Below are 17,944 nucleotides of genomic sequence, written 5' to 3'. Positions count from 1 at the left end.
CTTACACAGTTCCTTTTTCATACATTGCACGATTGCGTTCTTTATCTTGTTTTCTTTTTGCTTTTTCAATTTCTTTATTTCTAAACTCAAGCACACTAAATTTAAACCATAATAATGTCGGACTTGCAACAAAGATAGAGCTTAAAGTTCCCGCTATAATACCTACAATTAAAGCCAAAGAAAATCCTTGTATCATTTCCCCGCCAAAGAAATAAAGTATCACAACGGTTGCTAAAGTCAACCCTGAAGTTAAAACCGTTCTTGATAAAGTTGCTGAAACACTTTCATTAATAATAGGTGCAAGTTCGGTTTTTTTACTTGTTTTAATACCTTCTCTGATTCTATCAAAAATAATAATTGTATCATTCAAAGAGTATCCAAGCACAGTTAAAACAGCAGCCAAAGTATCTAAATTGACATCAATTTTAAATAAAGAAATTGCTCCTAAAGTAATCACAACATCATGAATTTCACTGATTATAGCCGCAAGAGCAAAACGCCACTCAAAACGCAACGCTATATAAATTAAAATTGCTATCAAAGATACAGCTATAGCCATAAGTCCTTTATTTCTAAGTTCATCACCTACTTTTGGTCCTACCACATCAGCACGACGCACTTCAAATTTTCCCGTATCTTTTAAAAGAGTACTTATATGCTCGCCTATATCATTGCTTACATTATCATTACTTCCTAAAAAGCGTATAGTTACTTCTTCATTGCTTCCAAACTCAGTTACAGATAAATTTTGAAAAGTTCCTTGATTTTCTAAAATTTCTCGAATTTGCGTTATAGGAGCTGCATTTTCATATTTAAGCTGAACTAAAGTTCCTCCGCTAAAATCAATGCCATATTGTAAACCCCTATCCCAAAGTAAATAAATAGAACCAAAAAACAAAATAAAAGAAAGGGAAATAGCAGCAAAACGCATTCTCATAAAATCATAAATTTTCTTTTCGCTAAAAAACTGCATTATCTTCTCCTATAGCCAAACCAAAATCTTGTATTATTATTTTTTTCTATGCGTTGCATAAAATAATCAAACATTCCGTGAGTTCCTAAAATAGCTGTAATCATAGAAACAACGATACCAATTCCCAAAGTCACAGCAAAACCTTTAACTGCTCCTGTTCCATAGGCATAAAGTGCTACCGAAGTAACTAAAGAAGTGATATTTGAATCTATAATCGCACTCATAGCATTTTTATAACCTTGTTCTATACTAACTCTTATATTTACTCCATCTCGCAAGAGTTCTCGTATACGCTCATTGATAATCACATTTGCATCTACTGCCATACCCACAGTTAAAACAAGTCCTGCCATCCCTGGTAAAGTTAAAGTTGCTCCAAACATAGCCATAACAGCAACTACTACCAAAACATTAACTAGCATTGCAATATTTGCAAAAATTCCTGCCACACCGTAATACATCATCATAAATACTACAATAAAAACCGATGCACCGATTAAGGCTATCATACTCATTTTAATACTATCAGCACCTAAAGATGGTCCTATGCTTCTTTGTTCAAGTAATTTTACAGGCGCAAGCAAAGCTCCACTTCTTAAAGCTACCGCCACATCGCGTGCTTCTTCTTGAGTAAAAGCTCCACTGATTTGCCCACTACCTCCGCCTATGCGTTCATTGATAGATGGAGCAGAATATACTTTATTATCAAGTACAATAGCAAGACGCTTTCCAACATTTGCTCCTGTATAATCAGCAAATTTTTTAGAACCCTCGGCATTTAAAGTAAAATTAATCACAGGATAATTACTCTTATCACTAATCCCTACTCTAGCATCAGTAAGCATAGATCCATCTAAAATAGGTATACTTTTTAAGGTATATTTTAAATTTGGATTTCTAGAATCAGGCACTAAAATCAGTCCATAACTCGCAGCCTCAGCGTCGCTCATTATGGAAGCTTGACCCATTTTAGAATCATCAACTTCCATAAGTTGTAAATGTGCTGCTTTTGTGATGCGTTCTTTTGCTCTTAGTTCATCTTCTTTGGTTTTAATCCCTGCAAGTTCAACCAAAATCTTATCATTACCTTGTTTAGCAACTGTTGGCTCTGCTAAACCAAATTGATCAAGCCTATTTCTTATGGTTTCAACTGCTTGCAAAAGTGCAAAATTTTCTATATTTTTTACTTCTTCTGAGGTAAAAGAAATTTTATAGTGCATATTTTCACTTTGTATATTAATTCCTTTTATTTCTTTAAGCAAATTTTCAACTTTTGCAATATCCGCATTATCAAGCAAAGTAAATTCTAAAATATCATCATGGGTATTTAAGCCGTCATTTAAAATATTTTCTTTATTAAAAGAATAACTCAATGAAGATGCAATTGATTTTATTTTAGATTTTACAGCTTCTTCATTATCTACACCTAAGAGCATATAAAGCCCACCTTGCAAATCAAGCCCTAAATTAATCTTCGCACCACGTTCTGACTGCAAAAAAGAAGGGAGTGAAAAAGCCACTCCAAAAATAAATACCGCTATAAAAATAATCAAGCGATAATTGATTTTAGAATTACGCATCAATTTTCTTTGCTATAAATTCTCTTGAAATTTTTGCAGTAACATTGTCTTCATTAAGCTTAACTTTGATAAAATCCTCCTCTGGTTTTACGACTTCACAAATAAGTCCGCCATTAGTGATGATTTTATCTCCTTTTTGCAAAGACTCAAGCATTTGTTTATGTGCTTTTGCTTGTTTTTGTTGCGGTCTGATCACCAAGAAATAAAAAATTGCAAATAACACTACAAGAGGTAATAATGAAGTTAAAATTGAATTTTCTGCCATATTTTTCCTTTATTCCAAAAAAATTAAACACTAATTCTATCATTTTTAAAATAATAAAAGTCTTTTTTATTGCAATTTTACTTTCAAATTCTATTTATCTATCATTTTTTGAAAATATTTTTACACAAACCATTAGCCCATTTTTAGCTATTTACGGGTTAGTTTTACTTCTAAAAAGTAAAAATTCTAAACAATATTTTTGGATAGGTTTTTTTGTAGGGATTCTTTGGTTTTGGTGGATTGGTTTATCTTCAATTTATTTTAATCTAAACTATTTAGTACCAATTATACCAATTATCATTGGTTTTATTTATGGACTACTTTTTAGATTATGTTATTTATTAAAATTTGATTTTTTAAGACTTTGTGGAATTTTTTGCATAAGTTTTATCCATCCTTTAGGATTTGATTGGCTTAATTGGGGAATTTTTACAGTTTATGGTTTTTTTGACCCAAGTTATCGTGGTATTATTTGCATATTTTTAATAGCATATTTCATCTATGAGGGTTATATATCAAGATATTATAAAATAGCAATTGTTCTTGTTTTATTCTTTAGTGGATTTCAATATAATGAAAAACAAGCTCAAACTCTTAATTTAAACTACAAACTCATCAATACTAATATCTCTCAAGATCAAAAATTTTTACAAGAAAATTTAAAATCAAATTCTGATATCCTAATTCAAGATATATTTCAAGCTATAAATGAAAAAAAAGAACTTGTAATCTTGCCTGAAACCGCTTTTGCTTTTGATTTAAAAAATACCAAATATGAACTTATGCTTAAAGAATTATCTTATAAAATTACCATTATTACGGGAGCATTTTATACTGAAAAAGAGCATACTTACAATAGCACGTATATCTTTAAAAAAGGCAATGTCTATATTTTAAATAAGCATTTTTTAGTTCCCTTTGGTGAAAAAATTCCATTTTTTAAAGACTTAATAAAAAAATATTTTCTTAAAAATATTGAAGAATTTTCCCAAGGTCCTATACAAAGCAAATATAAATTAGACAATCAAATTATTACAAATGCAATTTGTTATGAAGCTACCAAAGAACAAAACTATCAAAATTCACAAATTATTATAGCTCTAAGCAACAATGCTTGGTTTAATAATAGCAGCGAATACAAACTCCAACAACTCTTAATGAAATTTTATGCAAGTAAATATGGGGTTAGTGTTTATCATGCTACAAATGGTAAAGAGAATATAGTTATACTCCCTAAAAAGCTTTTAAGCAAAGATTGGAAAAAATTTATCCAAAGAAATATTTAATGATAAAAAATAATATTAAAATTTTAATTTTAAAGTAATTTAAGTTATTTTATATTATAATTCTGTCAAATAATATTTTGACTTAGAGGGGTTTTTACCCCAAAGCTAAATTAATTTAGCTTCCTTCCTAACTTTTATATTTATGGGGGATATTGAAAAATATCCCTCTAAGTCAAAAATTAATACAACTTCATTAATTCTTTATAATTATACAAGCCTTATTTAAGCTTGTATAATATTGTTAATTTTTTAAAGCAGCTTTTTAAACTGTTCTAGAGCATCAAGTTGTTCCCAAGGATAGTCCTTTTGTCCTACTTGCCCACGAGCCGCTACATCCGCATAAAGAAAAGTTTCTTTACTTGGTTTATCCAGATGAAATTTATCACGGATCCAATTTGGCGTTAAAGAGAAGTTTTGCATAACAAAATCACTTAAAACATCATCATTTACACTGGTATTTGTGCCCATACAATCCACACTTACCGAAGTAGGTTTTGCAACACCTATAGCATAACTAAGTTGAACAATACATTTTTTAGCAAGCCCTGCTGCAACTATATTTTTAGCTAGCCATCTACCTGCATAAAGTCCACTTCTATCAACTTTAGTATAATCTTTGCTCGATTGTGCGCCACCACCTATTGGAGAATAACCTCCAAAACTATCTACTATAAGTTTTCTTCCTGTTAAACCACTATCATGTAAAGAAGAATGATTAATATATTTACCAGTTGGATTGATTAAAATTCTAGTCTTATTAGGGTCAAAAAGTTCTTTTGGTAAATTACTATCTAAGATAAGTTTCATCACCAAAGATCTTAAATCTTCTATTTTCATACTTTCAACACAAGGCGCAGAAACTACTATAGTATGAATACTTTGCGGTTTGCAATTTTCAAAATTCGCCTTAGTGCCATAATCAATAGTTACTTGAGTTTTAATATCCACGCCAAGTTCGTGTGGATTTGCTTTTGCATAAGCGTAGACTTTATCACATAGCATTCTTGCATAGCTAATGGCTGCTGGCATGTATTCTTCAGCCTCACAACTTGCAAAACCAAACATAATACCTTGATCACCTGCCCCTGTTTCGCCATCTTCTTGATCAACACCTTGATTGATATCAGGGCTTTGTTCATTTAAAAACACCATAACATCAACTTCATCAGGATGCAAACACTGCTCTTTGTTAAAATGCCCTGCCCCATCATAACCAATGTTTTTTAAAACATCTTTAACTAAATTATCGTAATCAGCTTTACTAAGTTTGTGATTTGACTTAACTTCGCCTCCTATCACAACCTTATTTCCTGCGACAAAAACCTCACTCGCCACCCTTGAATTTTTGTCATTTTTCAAGAGTATATCCACTATCGTATCAGCGATTATATCAGCGCACTTGTCTGGATGACCTGCACTTACGACTTCTGAAGTGAATAGATACATAAAAAGTCCTTTCATTTAAAATGAACCACAATTGTATCCAAATAAACTTATCAAAGCTTGATAAATTAAAAATTCTCTAAAATTAAGCAAAAATTAGCTAAAATCAACTTCTGATGTAAAAAATATTTAAAAGGTTTTTATGTTTTCTAAAATCATTCAAAGCTACGCTAAAGGCAACCTCATAGTTCAAATTTGCATAGGTATAGTACTAGGAATACTTATAGGCATTAGTTCTAAAGAAATATCTGAAATTGCAAATTTACTCGGAATACTTTTTACAAGTGCCTTAAAAGCTATCGCTCCTATGCTTGTTTTTGTTTTGATTTTAACTTCAATTTGCACTAAAGATTTTTCTCAAAGTGGTGCTAAGATCAAAAATATTATTATTTTGTATATAGTAGGTACCTTTCTTGCTTCAGCTTGTGCGGTTCTTGCTAATTTTTTCTTCCCTATAAAGCTTGTTTTAGATGGAGTTCAAACTGCTACAAACTCATCTCCAACCCACATGAGTGAGATTTTTAAAGATCTTTTATTTAAAATTGTCGATAATCCCATAAATGCTCTTTCAAGCGGGAATTATTTAGGAATTTTAACCTGGGCAATAGCTGGAGGTATAGCATTAAAACACTGTTCTAACGAAGCAAAACAAGTTTTTATAGATATTAATGAAGGGGTTTTGAAAATTGTTAAATTTGTAGTAAAACTTGCTCCTTTTGGAATTTTTGGACTTGTGGCTAATTCTGTAGCACAAACAGGAGCACAAGGTTTACTAAGCTATGTAAAACTCTTAATTTTACTTGTAGCTACTATGCTTTTTGTTACTTTTGTTATCAATGCTTTAATAGTCTTTTTTTATACAAGAAAAAATCCTTTTCCTTTGATTTTTATCTGCTTAAGGCACAGTGCATTTTTTGCTTTTTTTACAAGAAGTTCAGCAGCAAATATTCCTGTTAATATGGCACTTTGCGCCAAACTTGGCATAGATAAAGAATTTTATGGCATTTCTATACCTTTAGGAGCTACTATCAACATGGCAGGAGCGGCAGTTACTATAGCTATTTTAAGTCTTACTGCAGCCAATACCGTTGGTATAGAAATCAGTCTTTTGCAAGCCCTTTTATTAAGCATTATTGCCACCTTTGCAGCTTGCGGGGCTAGCGGAGTTGCGGGTGGATCCTTACTGCTTATACCTTTGGCTTGTTCTTTATTTAATATAGACTATGATATTGCTATGAAGGTAGTTGCCATAGGTTTTATTATAGGGATTATTCAAGATAGTGTTGAAACTGCTTTAAATAGTTCTACAGATGTTCTTTTTACAGCAATTTGTTCTAAAAATGAATTAAATTATAATATCAAATAAGGTAAAAGTATGCGTCATCTCATCACTACAAAGGATTTTAATAAAGTCGAAATTATGGAGCTTTTTAAAGAAGCAAGTGATTTCTTAGATGAAAAACCTAGAACTTTTCTTAAAGGAAAAAGTATCACGACAATTTTTTTTGAAAACTCTACACGCACCCTTTCATCTTTTGAAAGCGCTGCAAGAAGATTAGGTGCTAGGGTTTTACGCCTTGATGTTTCAAGATCAAGCTCTAGCAAAGGAGAAACTCTTTATGATACTGCTGCTAATTTAGATGCGATGAGTCCTAATGCTATTGTTATAAGACACGCAAACTCAGGAGTTCCTTTGATATTGGCAAAGCATATGCATTGTCCAGTTGTTAATGGAGGAGATGGAAAACACGCCCATCCTACCCAAGCTTTGCTAGATTTATTCACTATTTATAATCATTTTCAAGGCGATGTCGAAGGTAAGAAAATTTGCATCGTAGGTGATATCAAAAATTCCCGCGTTGCAGCGTCCAATATAGAACTTTTAAGCAGATTTAATCTTGATATTACCCTAGTAGCTCCACCACATTTTATGCCTAATACCCATCTTAAAAAACATTATAAGCTTGATGAGAATATCATAGCAAATTCAGATATTATCATGAGTCTTAGAACACAAACAGAAAGACATAATAAAACCGTTTATGCTTCACTTAAAGACTATGCAAATGATTTTTGTATTCAAAAAAGCTTGGTAAAAGATAAAAAGCTTATTTTACTACATCCAGGCCCTGTAAATCGCAATATTGACATAAGCGATGAAATGATGAGTGATGAAAGAACTTTAGTTTTAAAACAAGTTAAAAATGGAGTGGCCATTAGAATGGCTGTTCTTAAAAAACTCATATTAGAAAATGAAGGATAAAAAATGTTAGAATGGGATTTAAGTGCTTTATTTCACAATAAAGAAGCGTTGCAAAATTTTACACAAGATCAAATCCAACAAAGTTTAAATTTTAAAAAAGACTATGAAAATAAACTCTATACATTAAATGCTAATGAGTTTTTACAAGCTTTAAAAGATTATGAAAATTTAAATCAAGCTCTTGGCAAAATCATGACTTATGCTTATTTGCTTTTTGCTAAAAACACTCAAAATGGTTCTTTTTACGCACAATACGAAGAAGAATGCAAAAAAATAGAAGAAAATTTACTCTTTTTCGAGCTTGAATTTTGTGAGTTAGTTCCTGAAAAAAGTCAAGAATTTACAACTTTTTGTAAAGATTATGATTTTTATCTTTCTAATTTATTGCAAAACAAACGCTATAATCTTAGCAAAAACGAAGAACGCATTATGCTCTATCTTTCAAATACAGGTGCAAATGCTTTTAGTAGGCTTTTTGATGAAAGTATGAGCGCTTTAAAAATCCCTTTTGAAGGTAAAAAACTTAGTGAAGAAGAAATTCTAAGCAAAATGTATGATGAAGATAGAAAGATACGCAAAAAAGCTGCTAAAAAATTCAGTAAAGTTTTGCAAAAAAATAGCAGACTTTTAAGTTTTATTATCAATATGATAAAAACAGAAAGAAAAAATATAAGCTTATTAAGAGGTTATGAAAATGCTGAAATTTCAAGACATATCAGCAATCAAATTTCACAAAAAAGCGTTGATTCTTTGATAGCAAGTGCGCAAAAACATTTTAACTTAGTATCGCAATTTTACAAAAGAAAAAAACAAATTTTAGGCTATGATGAGCTTAAAGACTACGACAGATATGCGCCCATAGGAAAAGAAGCAAGTTTTGATTTTAAAACAAGTAAAGATATTGTTTTAGAGGCATTTCAAGCTTTTTCTTCTCAATTTTATAATATAGCAAAAAATGCTTTTGATCAAGGCTGGATTGATGTTTATCCACAAGAAAATAAACAAGGGGGTGCTTTTTCACATTCTGCAACTTCTGATGCGCATCCTTTTGTTTTATTAAACTACACCGATAAAAGGCGTGATCTTTTTACACTTGCACATGAATTAGGACATACTATCCATCAAAAACTTTCTTACAATGTAAGCTACTTAAATCAAAACACACCTTTAACCACCGCAGAAACAGCTTCAGTTTTTGCCGAAATGCTCGTATTTGATTTTATTAAAGATAAGTTAAAAAAAGAAGAACTCCTATCTTTATATGCAAATAAAATCGAAGATATTTTTGCAACTTTTTATAGACAAATTAATTTTACTTGTTTTGAAAGACGCTTACATGCTCAAGAAAATGAATTAAGCACCGAAGAAATCAATAAAATTTGGATGGAAGAATCTCAAAAAATGTTTCAAGACAGCGTAAAACTTACAAAAAATTATGCTTCTTGGTGGAGTTATATTCCTCATTTTATCCATTCTCCTTTTTACTGCTATGCTTATGCTTATGCACAACTTTTAGTTTTAGCTCTTTATGGACTTTACAAAAGTAAAAAATGTGAAAATTTTAAAGAACTTTATATCAAAATGCTTTCTTTAGGTGGAAGTGTGAGTCCAAAAGAACTAGTAGGAATGTTTGGCTTTGATATAGAAGATGAAAATTTTTGGGAAATAGGCATAAAAGAAATTCAAAAACTCATCAATGAATTTATGGAGTTACAATCATGCTAGAAACAATCTTAAAAAATGAAAATTTTATCCATACCATGCAAAAGCATTGCTATGAAGTTATTTCACACCTTATAGAAGAAAATATAGAATTTTCCATAGTTGCAAATACAAATTTCATAGATTTTAACCCTGAACTTCCCAAAGAGCTTGATGTTAAACAAAATCCTTATGCTCTTTTTGCTCTTGGAGGATACACCTTTGAATCCATACAACTAAATAAAGATTTCATTCAATTTCACGCAGGTTTTGGAAATGATGATTTTGATAGTTTTGTAAAGGTTGATTTAGGAGCTATCACGCAAATTCAAATAGAAAATAGCATTTTATTTGTTAATTTTAGCCTTTATAAACGCGAAGATAGTAAAAATTTACAAAAATCTAAAAATATATTTTTAAATAATCCAAAAAATAAAGATATTTTCAAAAAATGAATCTATTTGAAGATTTAAATGATAGTCAAAAACAGGCAGTAAGCCACATTGATGGAGCCATGCTTATCCTAGCGGGTGCAGGTAGTGGAAAAACCAAAACTATCACCACTCGTCTTGCTTATCTTATCGGTGAAGTAGGCATCCCCTCGCATAACACTCTTACTCTTACTTTTACAAATAAAGCAGCTAGTGTTATGCGTCATAGAGCATTAAATTTTCTACAAGGCAATCACAATCCTTTGCTTTGCACCTTTCATAAATTTGGACTTTTATTTTTAAAACTCCATTTTGAAAGATTGGAGCGTAAAAATAGTTTTATTGTTATCGATACAGATGATACAAAAAAAATAATTAAAGACTTAATCCATGATAAAAACAAAGATAATGTCTATGATATTATCAAATACATATCTTATTGCAAAAATGAAGGCAAAAAAGTAAGCAATGTCTTTGAAGATTTAAATTTACTAAAAGAACATAATTTTGAAAAATATCAAAATGAATACAAATTTGCCAACTATTACCGTGCTTATGAAGAATACTTATTAAAACAAAATTTTGTAGATTTTGATGATCTTTTATTGCTAAGCAATCTCATTTTAGAAAATGATATAAATTTTGCCAAAGAACAAAGCTTACTTTATAATTACATTACAGTTGATGAGTATCAAGATACTAATACCTTACAATATAAAATTCTAAAAAATCTATGTTGTATGCATGAAAATATCACAGTTGTTGGTGATGATGATCAAAGTATTTATAGTTGGCGTGGAGCAAAAATTGAAAATATTTTAAATTTTCAAAACGATTTTAAAAATGTTAAACTTGTAAAACTTGAACAAAATTATCGTTCAGTAGGGACTATTTTACAAGCAGCAAATAATCTCATATCTCACAATGAACAACGACTTGGAAAAACTTTAATCTGCACTAAAGATACTGGGGAAAATATTAAAATATTAAAAAACGAAAACGAAAAAGATGAAGGTTTATATATCGCTCAAGAAGTAAAAAAATTGCTAAATTCTGGAGTAGAAGCTAAAGAGATCGCCGTTTTATTTCGAGTTAATGCACTATCAAGAGCAATAGAAGAAGCATTTATGAAGGAAAAAATTTCTTATAAACTGCTTAGTGGTATGCGTTTTTATGAAAGATTAGAAATAAAAGATTTAATCTCGTATCTTAGACTTATCTTAAATCCAAATGATGATTTGTCGTTTAGGCGCATTATTAATCGCCCCAAAAGATCCATAGGAGAAAAAACCCTAAAAAATTTAGAAGAATATGCAAAAAAACGTCAAATTTCACTTTTTGATGCCTTATGTGAAAGCGATGGTGGTGTAGGAATTTTAACAACAAAAAAAGCACAAAATGAAGCAAATATTTTTATACAAAATATTCACACTCTAAAAAGCTACGATAATGCAAAAAAGGTTTTTGACAATATAGAAGAATTATTTAAAATCAAAGATTATTTTTCAGAGCAAGATGATGGAGATGAAAGAATCAGAAATCTTGATGAGTTTTATGCTAATCTAAGAGAAAAACTCAAAGAAGATCCCGAAGCTTCTTTAGAAGATCTACTTAGTGAAATTTCTTTATTAAGTGATCAAGATAATTTAGATGAAGAATGTGTTTGCTTGATGAGTATTCATGCTAGCAAAGGTTTGGAATTTGATTATGTTTTTATAATAGGCTTTGATGAAGGATTTTTTCCTTTAAATAGCGAAGAAAATCTCGAAGAAGAACGCCGTCTTGCTTATGTTGCCATCACTCGCGCCAAGAAATTTCTCACAATAAGTGTTGCAAATTCTCGTTTTTATCATGGTTCAAGAGCAAATATCAATCCTAGTCGCTTCTTAGAAGAAAGTAAATTAATCAATGAAAAATCAAAAAATCAAAATATACAAAAAACTAGTTTTTGCAAAGGAGATCTAGTTAAACATAAAATTTTTGGCATTGGCAGGGTTGTTGAAGTTAATAAAAGCGGAAAAGAGGAAAAGCTTAATATTAATTTTGGTGGCATAATGCGTGTAATCATGGCAAGCTTTGTGGAAAAAGCAGTATGAACAAGATCTTTGCAGCCTTTAAACCAAGGGGTTTGAGCTCTAATGCCTTTTTAAGCACTTTAAAGAAAAAATATAAAAATAAAAAAGCAGGATATTCTGGCACTCTTGATCCTTTCGCCAAAGGGGTTTTAATCGTTGCATTTGGACAATACACAAAACTTTTCCGTTTTTTAAAAAAAACTCCAAAAACCTATAAAGCTACTTTATGGCTTGGAGTTTACTCCTTAAGTCTTGATGATCAAAATATAAAAGAAATTCAAAATATAAAAGAATTTGATCTTGCAAATTTAAAACAAATCATTGATCAAATGCAAGGAATTATCTCCTATACACCACCTCAATTTAGCGCCAAAAGAATCAATGGAACTCGCGCCTATGAACTTGCAAAAAAAGGTATAGAAGCAATTTTAAAACCTTGTCAAATGGAAGTATTTGATTGTAAGATCTTAAGCTATAATCATCCTTTTTTAAATATTGAAATCACAGTCAGTGAAGGTGCTTATATAAGATCTTATTGTGAACTTTTTGCTAGAAAACTAGGTATTAATGCAACTTTAAGCTCTTTAGAGCGCATTAAAGAAGGTAAATTTGTTTATAATAATGAGAAAAGCTTAAATGTGTTAAAATACATTAACCTAAAGCCAAATTTTATCAAGGATTTAAATAAACTCGAAAATGGTGCTAAAATTTTTGTCGAAGAATTAGAATTTCATGATGAAGGAGATTATTATATTGAAACAGAAAAATATTTTAGCATAATTAATATTAAAGAAAATACAGTAAAATATCTTCTGAATAAGGTTGAAAAATGTTAATATTATCAAGAAAAGAAAATGAAAGTATAATTATCGGAGAAGGTATAGAAATCAAAGTCGTTCAAACAGGGAAAGGATATGCCAAAATAGGCATAGAAGCTCCAAAATCCCTTATGATACTTAGAAAAGAACTTGTTCAACAAGTAAAGGATGAAAATTTGCATTCTGTTGTTCAGAATGATATTAAACTTGATGACTTAAGCAAAAAACTAATCAAATGAAAGCTTACGCTAAAGCAAATATTTTTTTAAAACTTACCGGTTTTGACTCAAGAAAATATCATCTTTTAGAATCACGATTTATACTTTTAAAAGATCTTTTTGATGAGCTTGAGCTTGTTGATAAAGAATCAGATTCTAAAAAAGAATTTGAAATCATTAGTAATTTTAAATGCGAAAATAATATTATTCAAAAGGCTTATTTACTACTTTCTAAAAGATATAATAATGAATTAAAAGAATTATTTAGCAAAAAAAGCCTAAAACTCACAAAAAATATCCCAGTATGTGCTGGACTTGGCGGTGGAAGTAGCGATTGTGCGAGTTTTTTACTGCTAATGAATGAAACCCTAAATTTAAAATTAAACCTACAAGAACTTATAAATTTAAGCATGCAACTAGGAAGTGATATTGCCTTTTTTTTAAGTGGCTTTCACTCTGCTGATGTAAGTGGCTGTGGTGAAATTATAAAAGAATTTGAAGATGACATACCTAATTTAAAATGGACTTTTCCACAAATATCTTGCCAAACTAAAGCTGTTTATGATGAATTTGATAGAGGAATATTTGACTTTCAAAAAAACAATAATCAAGCGCAAATCTACAAAAAACTCAGCACAAAAGAGTTGTTACAAAATTTTAAAAACAAAGAATTAAATGATTTATTTACTCCTTGTGCAACTTTATATCCTAAAATGAAGTCTTACTTACAAGAAGATTTTTTTCTAAGCGGTAGCGGTAGTAGTGTTTTTAAGGTTGATTGATGAAAATTATTGCAAGAAATAAAAAAGCTTTATTTGATTATAGCATTATAGAACGCTTTGAAGCCGGAATTGTCCTTAAGGGAAGTGAAGTTGTAGCCTTAAGGACAGGAAGAGCAAATCTTAAAGACTCTTTTGTTCGCATTATAAAAAATGAGATTTTTTTACTTAATTCTCATATTTCATTGCTTCATACTACACATTCTTTCTATAAACACGAAGAAAGAGGCGCTAGAAAGCTTTTAATGCATAGAAAACAAATTGATAAATTATTAGGTAAAGTAAGTATAGAAGGATATACTATCGTTGCATTAGATCTTTATTTTAACACGAAAAATAAAGTAAAAGCCACTCTTGCTTTAGCTAAAGGGAAAAATTTACACGACAAGCGTGAAACTTTAAAGAAAAAGCAAGCCGATTTAGAAGCTAGAGCTGCTATGAAAAATTATAAATAAAGGAAATTAAATGAAAAAAATTTTAACCCTATTTTTAATAAGTTTAGCATTTTTTCTTAATGCTTGCTCCAAAGAAGAAGAAATTCAAAATGATTTTATGTTTGAAGAGTATCACAAAGGAGATAAAATAGTCTTAAATAGTGTAAATGGTGGAAGCAAAACTTTAATAAGAACAGATAAAGGTTTTGTGGTAGAAGGAGAGGAAGGAAAAGTTTTAATGTTTGATTTTTTTGGCACTTTTTGCACCCCATGTAAAGAAGAAGCTTTAGATCTTAGCAAACTTTGGAAAAATAATTCTAGCAAATTTATCATTATAGGACTTACGCATTTTGAAGATGTTAGCGATGAAACAGTTAAAAAATTCGCAGATGATTATGGTGCTTACTATTTTCTAAGCAATGGCAGCTCTAACGATCGTATTATTGCTCAAATTTTAAAAGATATAGACTATCAAAATATGGAGCAACTTCCTTTTAAGGTCGTTTTAAAAAATGGAATTTATCAAAAAATAAGCGATTACTGGAATAATAATGCTCCAACAAATTTTTATCTTGGTAAAATTCCAACAGAACTCATGCAAGAAGATTTAAATAAAATCTACAAAGGAAAATAATGCCAAAAACCCAAACTCTAGAACAAATAAAACTTAGTGAACCAAAAATGTATAAAGTTATACTCTTAAATGATGATGTAACAACTATGGATTTTGTTATAGAAATTTTGATGAATATTTTTCATCAAAACCTTGAGAAAGCAAGTCAAACAATGTTAGAAATTCATCACAATGGTTCTGGAATTTGTGGCATTTACACTCAAGAAATAGCTCTTTCAAAACAAAAAAAAGTTATAGATGCGGCTAAACTTGCTAATTTTCCACTACAAGCGAAGGTAGAAGAAGAATGAAATACCAAGAAAATTTACAAAAATATCTTGATAATGCCAAAAATCTAAGCTTAATAAACCACCATGAATTTGTTACCTGTGAGCATGTGCTGTTTGCATTACTAAAACTAAGCACTGATTTTAAGGATATATTTGAAGAATTTTCAGATGGAGATCTTGAACTTCTAGAAACTGAATTAAAAAATTACATTTCTCAAAACAATCAAATTATTAAACAAGAAATAGAACCTACAATATCTGTTGTTTTAGATGAAATCTTACTTTCACTTAAAAATAAAAATAATGAAATTAAAATTATAGATTTTTTAGAAAAGCTCATACAGGATTCAAGAAGTTATTCTAGTTATCTCTTAAAAAAACACAACATAAATCTTAACAAAATTCAAGAACTTCAAAATCATAAAAATATACAAAATTTAAGCAACCACACAAGTGATTTAACACTTTTAGCTCAAAATGGCAAGATTGATCCTTTAATAGGAAGAAAATTTGAACTTGAAAGAATGATGCAAATTCTTTCACGTCGCAAGAAAAATAATCCTATTTTAGTAGGAGAAGCAGGAGTTGGCAAAACGGCCATTGTAGAAGGATTAGCATTGGCTATTGCGGAAAAAAAGGTGCCTAAAAACTTACAAAATGCAAAAATTTTTAGTCTTGATATGGCTAGTATACTTGCGGGAACAAAATACCGTGGAGATTTTGAGAAAAGAATTAAAGAAATTTTAAATGAACTTGAGAAAATACCCAATGCTATTTTATTTATTGATGAAATTCACACTATAGTAGGAGCTGGAAGCACAGGAGAATCTCATACTGATTTTTCCAATCTTTTAAAACCAGCTCTAAGTAATGGAACTTTAAAATGCATAGGTGCAACAACTTTTATGGAATATAAAAATACTTTTGATAAAAATAAACCCCTAAGTCGCCGTTTTGCTAAAATAAATGTAGATGAACCAAGCCAAGAAGAAAGCTTGCAAATTCTTAAAGGATTAAAAAACAAATATGAAGAATTTCATCATATAAAATTAAACGATGAAATTCTTCAATATGCTGTAATTTGGGGTAAAAAATTTTTTAATGATAAATTTTTACCTGATTGTGCTATAGATCTGATCGATGAACTTGGCGCTTCTTTTGCTTTAAATCCAAAAGCTAAAAAAAATGTCAATTTAAAAGATTTAGAAAATGTTTTAGCAAAAATGACCCACCATCACAAAATGTTTGAATTCGATCAAAATAAAGCTTTAATGAATTTAAAAACAAATTTAAAAGCAAAAATTTTTGGCCAAGATGAAGTTATAGATAGTCTTGTTTCATCACTTAAGCAAAGTTTCGCAGGATTTAAAAATTCCAATACACCACGCGGAGTGTTTTTGTTTACTGGATCAAGTGGAGTTGGAAAAACAGAACTTTGCAAAGCTTTAGCTGAATTTTTAGGTTTAAATTTAGAACGCTTTGATATGAGTGAATATGCAGAAAAACATGCTATAAGTAAACTAATAGGATCTCCAGCTGGATATATAGGTTTTGAAGAGGGTGGACTTTTAAGCAATGCTATCCGCAAAAATCCTTTCAGTCTTGTTCTTTTTGACGAAATAGAAAAGGCTCATCCTGATTTAAGTAATACCTTTTTACAGATTTTTGACAATGCTGAACTCACCGACAATAGCGGTCTTAAAGTAGATTTTAAAAATACAATCATTATTATGACATCCAATCTAGGACTTAAAGAAAGCAATGAGCTTGGTTTTTTAAGTAAAAATGAAGAAAAAAGTAATCGTGCTATCAAAGACTTTTTTGCTCCAGAATTTATTAATCGCATTGATAAAATTTTACATTTTAATGATTTAAACGATGCTATACTTGTTAAAATTATCGAAAAAGAACTTGATGAAATTTCTAAAAATTTAAATAATATAAAATTATCAGTGGATGATAAAGCTAAAATTTATTTAGCTAAAAAAACCTATAATAAAGAATTTGGAGTAAGGCTTTTAAAACGCATAATTTCTGAGGAGATAGGAGAAAAAATCAGTGATGAAATTTTATTCGGAAAGCTTAAAAAAGGCGGTATAGCTAAAATCAAACTTGGTAAAAATGGAAAGCTCGAATTTATATTCTAAATTACTCAATGCACCTAAAAATGCCCCTGTATTTTTAAGTCAAAATTTAGAAGCTGATTTTATTGTAAAAGCTTATACTTTTGGTCTATTCCCATGGACAAGTAAACCTGTAACTTGGTGGTGTCCAGATCCTAGATGTGTTTTAATTCCAAATCAAATTCACATCCAAAAAAATATGAAAAAATTTATTAATCTCTATCAAATTAAACTTGATTATGATTTTTTAAAATTAATTACACTATGTCGCGATACACGCTCTCAAAGCTGGATAGATGATGAATTTATTACCACTTATTATAAGTTATTTACCCAAGGCTATGCGCATAGCCTTGAACTTTATGAAAATAATGAACTTATAGGTGGAATTTATGGTTTAATTTTAGGCAAGGTTTTCTTTGGTGAAAGCATGGTAAGCATTAAAAAAAATGCATCTAAAGTTGCCATGATTAAGCTTTGTGATTTATTAAAACCTTATGATTTTATCATAGATTGTCAAGTTTATAACCAACATTTAGAATTTATGGGTGCTCATAATATTTCTAGGAAAGAATTTTTAAATATTTTAAAAGAAAAATGCAATCAAGAAAGTGGTTTTAAAAATTTTAAAGATTTAATTACTTAAAAAATA

At 29.8% G+C, this 17,944-nt stretch carries 17 protein-coding genes and 1 pseudogene; 14 read left to right on the top strand and 4 right to left on the bottom strand.

Features of this window, described 5'->3' with window-relative positions:
• Position 1 precedes the first annotated feature (1 nt).
• From secF to yajC, 3 genes are read right to left on the bottom strand one after another with little or no spacing between them, the layout of a single operon-like run.
• A complete protein-coding gene (secF, locus tag AJ886_RS09300; protein WP_002858025.1) occupies positions 2–973 on the bottom strand; it encodes a protein translocase subunit SecF in 972 nt (323 codons plus the stop codon).
• On the bottom strand, positions 973–2,553 hold the full coding sequence (secD, locus tag AJ886_RS09295; RefSeq protein ID WP_070287597.1) for a protein translocase subunit SecD: 1,581 nt from the start codon (positions 2,551–2,553) through the stop codon (positions 973–975). Before secD ends, secF begins: the two co-directional genes overlap by 1 nt.
• Positions 2,546–2,818: a preprotein translocase subunit YajC gene (gene yajC, locus AJ886_RS09290; RefSeq protein ID WP_002786346.1), complete on the bottom strand. Its 273-nt coding sequence runs from the start codon at positions 2,816–2,818 to the stop codon at positions 2,546–2,548. The genes secD and yajC overlap by 8 nt, the downstream gene beginning before the upstream one ends.
• Between yajC and AJ886_RS09285 the strand changes: the two are divergent.
• Positions 2,791–4,117, top strand: a pseudogene (locus AJ886_RS09285) (apolipoprotein N-acyltransferase). The gene yajC and the pseudogene AJ886_RS09285 sit on opposite strands and share 28 nt — an antisense overlap.
• Before the next feature lie 236 nt (positions 4,118–4,353).
• On the opposite strand, the gene metK reads toward AJ886_RS09285, so the two are convergent.
• A complete protein-coding gene (gene metK, locus AJ886_RS09280; protein ID WP_002861817.1) occupies positions 4,354–5,550 on the bottom strand; it encodes a methionine adenosyltransferase in 1,197 nt (398 codons plus the stop codon).
• A gap of 139 nt (positions 5,551–5,689) precedes the next feature.
• Between metK and sstT the strand changes: the two genes are divergently transcribed.
• From sstT to aat, 13 genes are read left to right on the top strand one after another with little or no spacing between them, the layout of a single operon-like run.
• The gene (gene sstT / locus AJ886_RS09275) at positions 5,690–6,913 is read left to right on the top strand and encodes a serine/threonine transporter SstT (RefSeq protein ID WP_070287596.1); all 1,224 of its coding nucleotides are present in this window, start codon (positions 5,690–5,692) and stop codon (positions 6,911–6,913) included.
• Between the two features lie 9 nt (positions 6,914–6,922).
• On the top strand, positions 6,923–7,810 hold the full coding sequence (locus AJ886_RS09270) for an aspartate carbamoyltransferase catalytic subunit (RefSeq protein WP_052857573.1): 888 nt from the start codon (positions 6,923–6,925) through the stop codon (positions 7,808–7,810).
• Between the two features lie 3 nt (positions 7,811–7,813).
• Complete coding sequence (locus AJ886_RS09265; protein WP_070274758.1) at positions 7,814–9,535, top strand: M3 family oligoendopeptidase; 1,722 nt, start codon at positions 7,814–7,816, stop codon at positions 9,533–9,535.
• Complete coding sequence (locus AJ886_RS09260) at positions 9,529–9,966, top strand: hypothetical protein (RefSeq protein WP_002861821.1); 438 nt, start codon at positions 9,529–9,531, stop codon at positions 9,964–9,966. The genes AJ886_RS09265 and AJ886_RS09260 overlap by 7 nt, the downstream gene beginning before the upstream one ends.
• On the top strand, positions 9,963–12,038 hold the full coding sequence (locus AJ886_RS09255; RefSeq protein WP_070278128.1) for an ATP-dependent helicase: 2,076 nt from the start codon (positions 9,963–9,965) through the stop codon (positions 12,036–12,038). The genes AJ886_RS09260 and AJ886_RS09255 overlap by 4 nt, the downstream gene beginning before the upstream one ends.
• Entirely contained in the window at positions 12,035–12,853 is an 819-nt protein-coding gene (gene truB, locus AJ886_RS09250) for a tRNA pseudouridine(55) synthase TruB (protein WP_002861823.1), read from the top strand. The genes AJ886_RS09255 and truB overlap by 4 nt, the downstream gene beginning before the upstream one ends.
• Positions 12,847–13,074 (top strand): carbon storage regulator CsrA, encoded by a 228-nt coding sequence (gene csrA / locus AJ886_RS09245; RefSeq protein WP_002852854.1) that lies wholly within the window; start codon positions 12,847–12,849, stop codon positions 13,072–13,074. The genes truB and csrA overlap by 7 nt, the downstream gene beginning before the upstream one ends.
• Complete coding sequence (locus AJ886_RS09240) at positions 13,071–13,835, top strand: 4-(cytidine 5'-diphospho)-2-C-methyl-D-erythritol kinase (protein WP_044793936.1); 765 nt, start codon at positions 13,071–13,073, stop codon at positions 13,833–13,835. The genes csrA and AJ886_RS09240 overlap by 4 nt, the downstream gene beginning before the upstream one ends.
• Positions 13,835–14,287, top strand: a complete 453-nt coding sequence (gene smpB, locus AJ886_RS09235; protein WP_002859129.1) for an SsrA-binding protein SmpB — start codon at positions 13,835–13,837, stop codon at positions 14,285–14,287. Before AJ886_RS09240 ends, smpB begins: the two co-directional genes overlap by 1 nt.
• Positions 14,288–14,297: 10 nt before the next feature.
• Positions 14,298–14,900: a TlpA disulfide reductase family protein gene (locus AJ886_RS09230; RefSeq protein WP_002853867.1), complete on the top strand. Its 603-nt coding sequence runs from the start codon at positions 14,298–14,300 to the stop codon at positions 14,898–14,900.
• Positions 14,900–15,190: an ATP-dependent Clp protease adaptor ClpS gene (locus tag AJ886_RS09225; protein ID WP_044779145.1), complete on the top strand. Its 291-nt coding sequence runs from the start codon at positions 14,900–14,902 to the stop codon at positions 15,188–15,190. The genes AJ886_RS09230 and AJ886_RS09225 overlap by 1 nt, the downstream gene beginning before the upstream one ends.
• Positions 15,187–17,316, top strand: coding sequence for an AAA family ATPase (locus AJ886_RS09220; protein ID WP_070287595.1), 2,130 nt, complete (start codon positions 15,187–15,189; stop codon positions 17,314–17,316). Before AJ886_RS09225 ends, AJ886_RS09220 begins: the two co-directional genes overlap by 4 nt.
• Complete coding sequence (gene aat / locus AJ886_RS09215; protein ID WP_002880660.1) at positions 17,291–17,938, top strand: leucyl/phenylalanyl-tRNA--protein transferase; 648 nt, start codon at positions 17,291–17,293, stop codon at positions 17,936–17,938. Before AJ886_RS09220 ends, aat begins: the two co-directional genes overlap by 26 nt.
• Positions 17,939–17,944: the final 6 nt, after the last annotated feature.

Source organism: Campylobacter sp. BCW_6465, assembly GCF_001762815.1.
Classification (GTDB): Bacteria; Campylobacterota; Campylobacteria; order Campylobacterales; family Campylobacteraceae; genus Campylobacter_D; species Campylobacter_D jejuni.
This window is presented reverse-complemented; position numbering and strand designations above follow the sequence as displayed.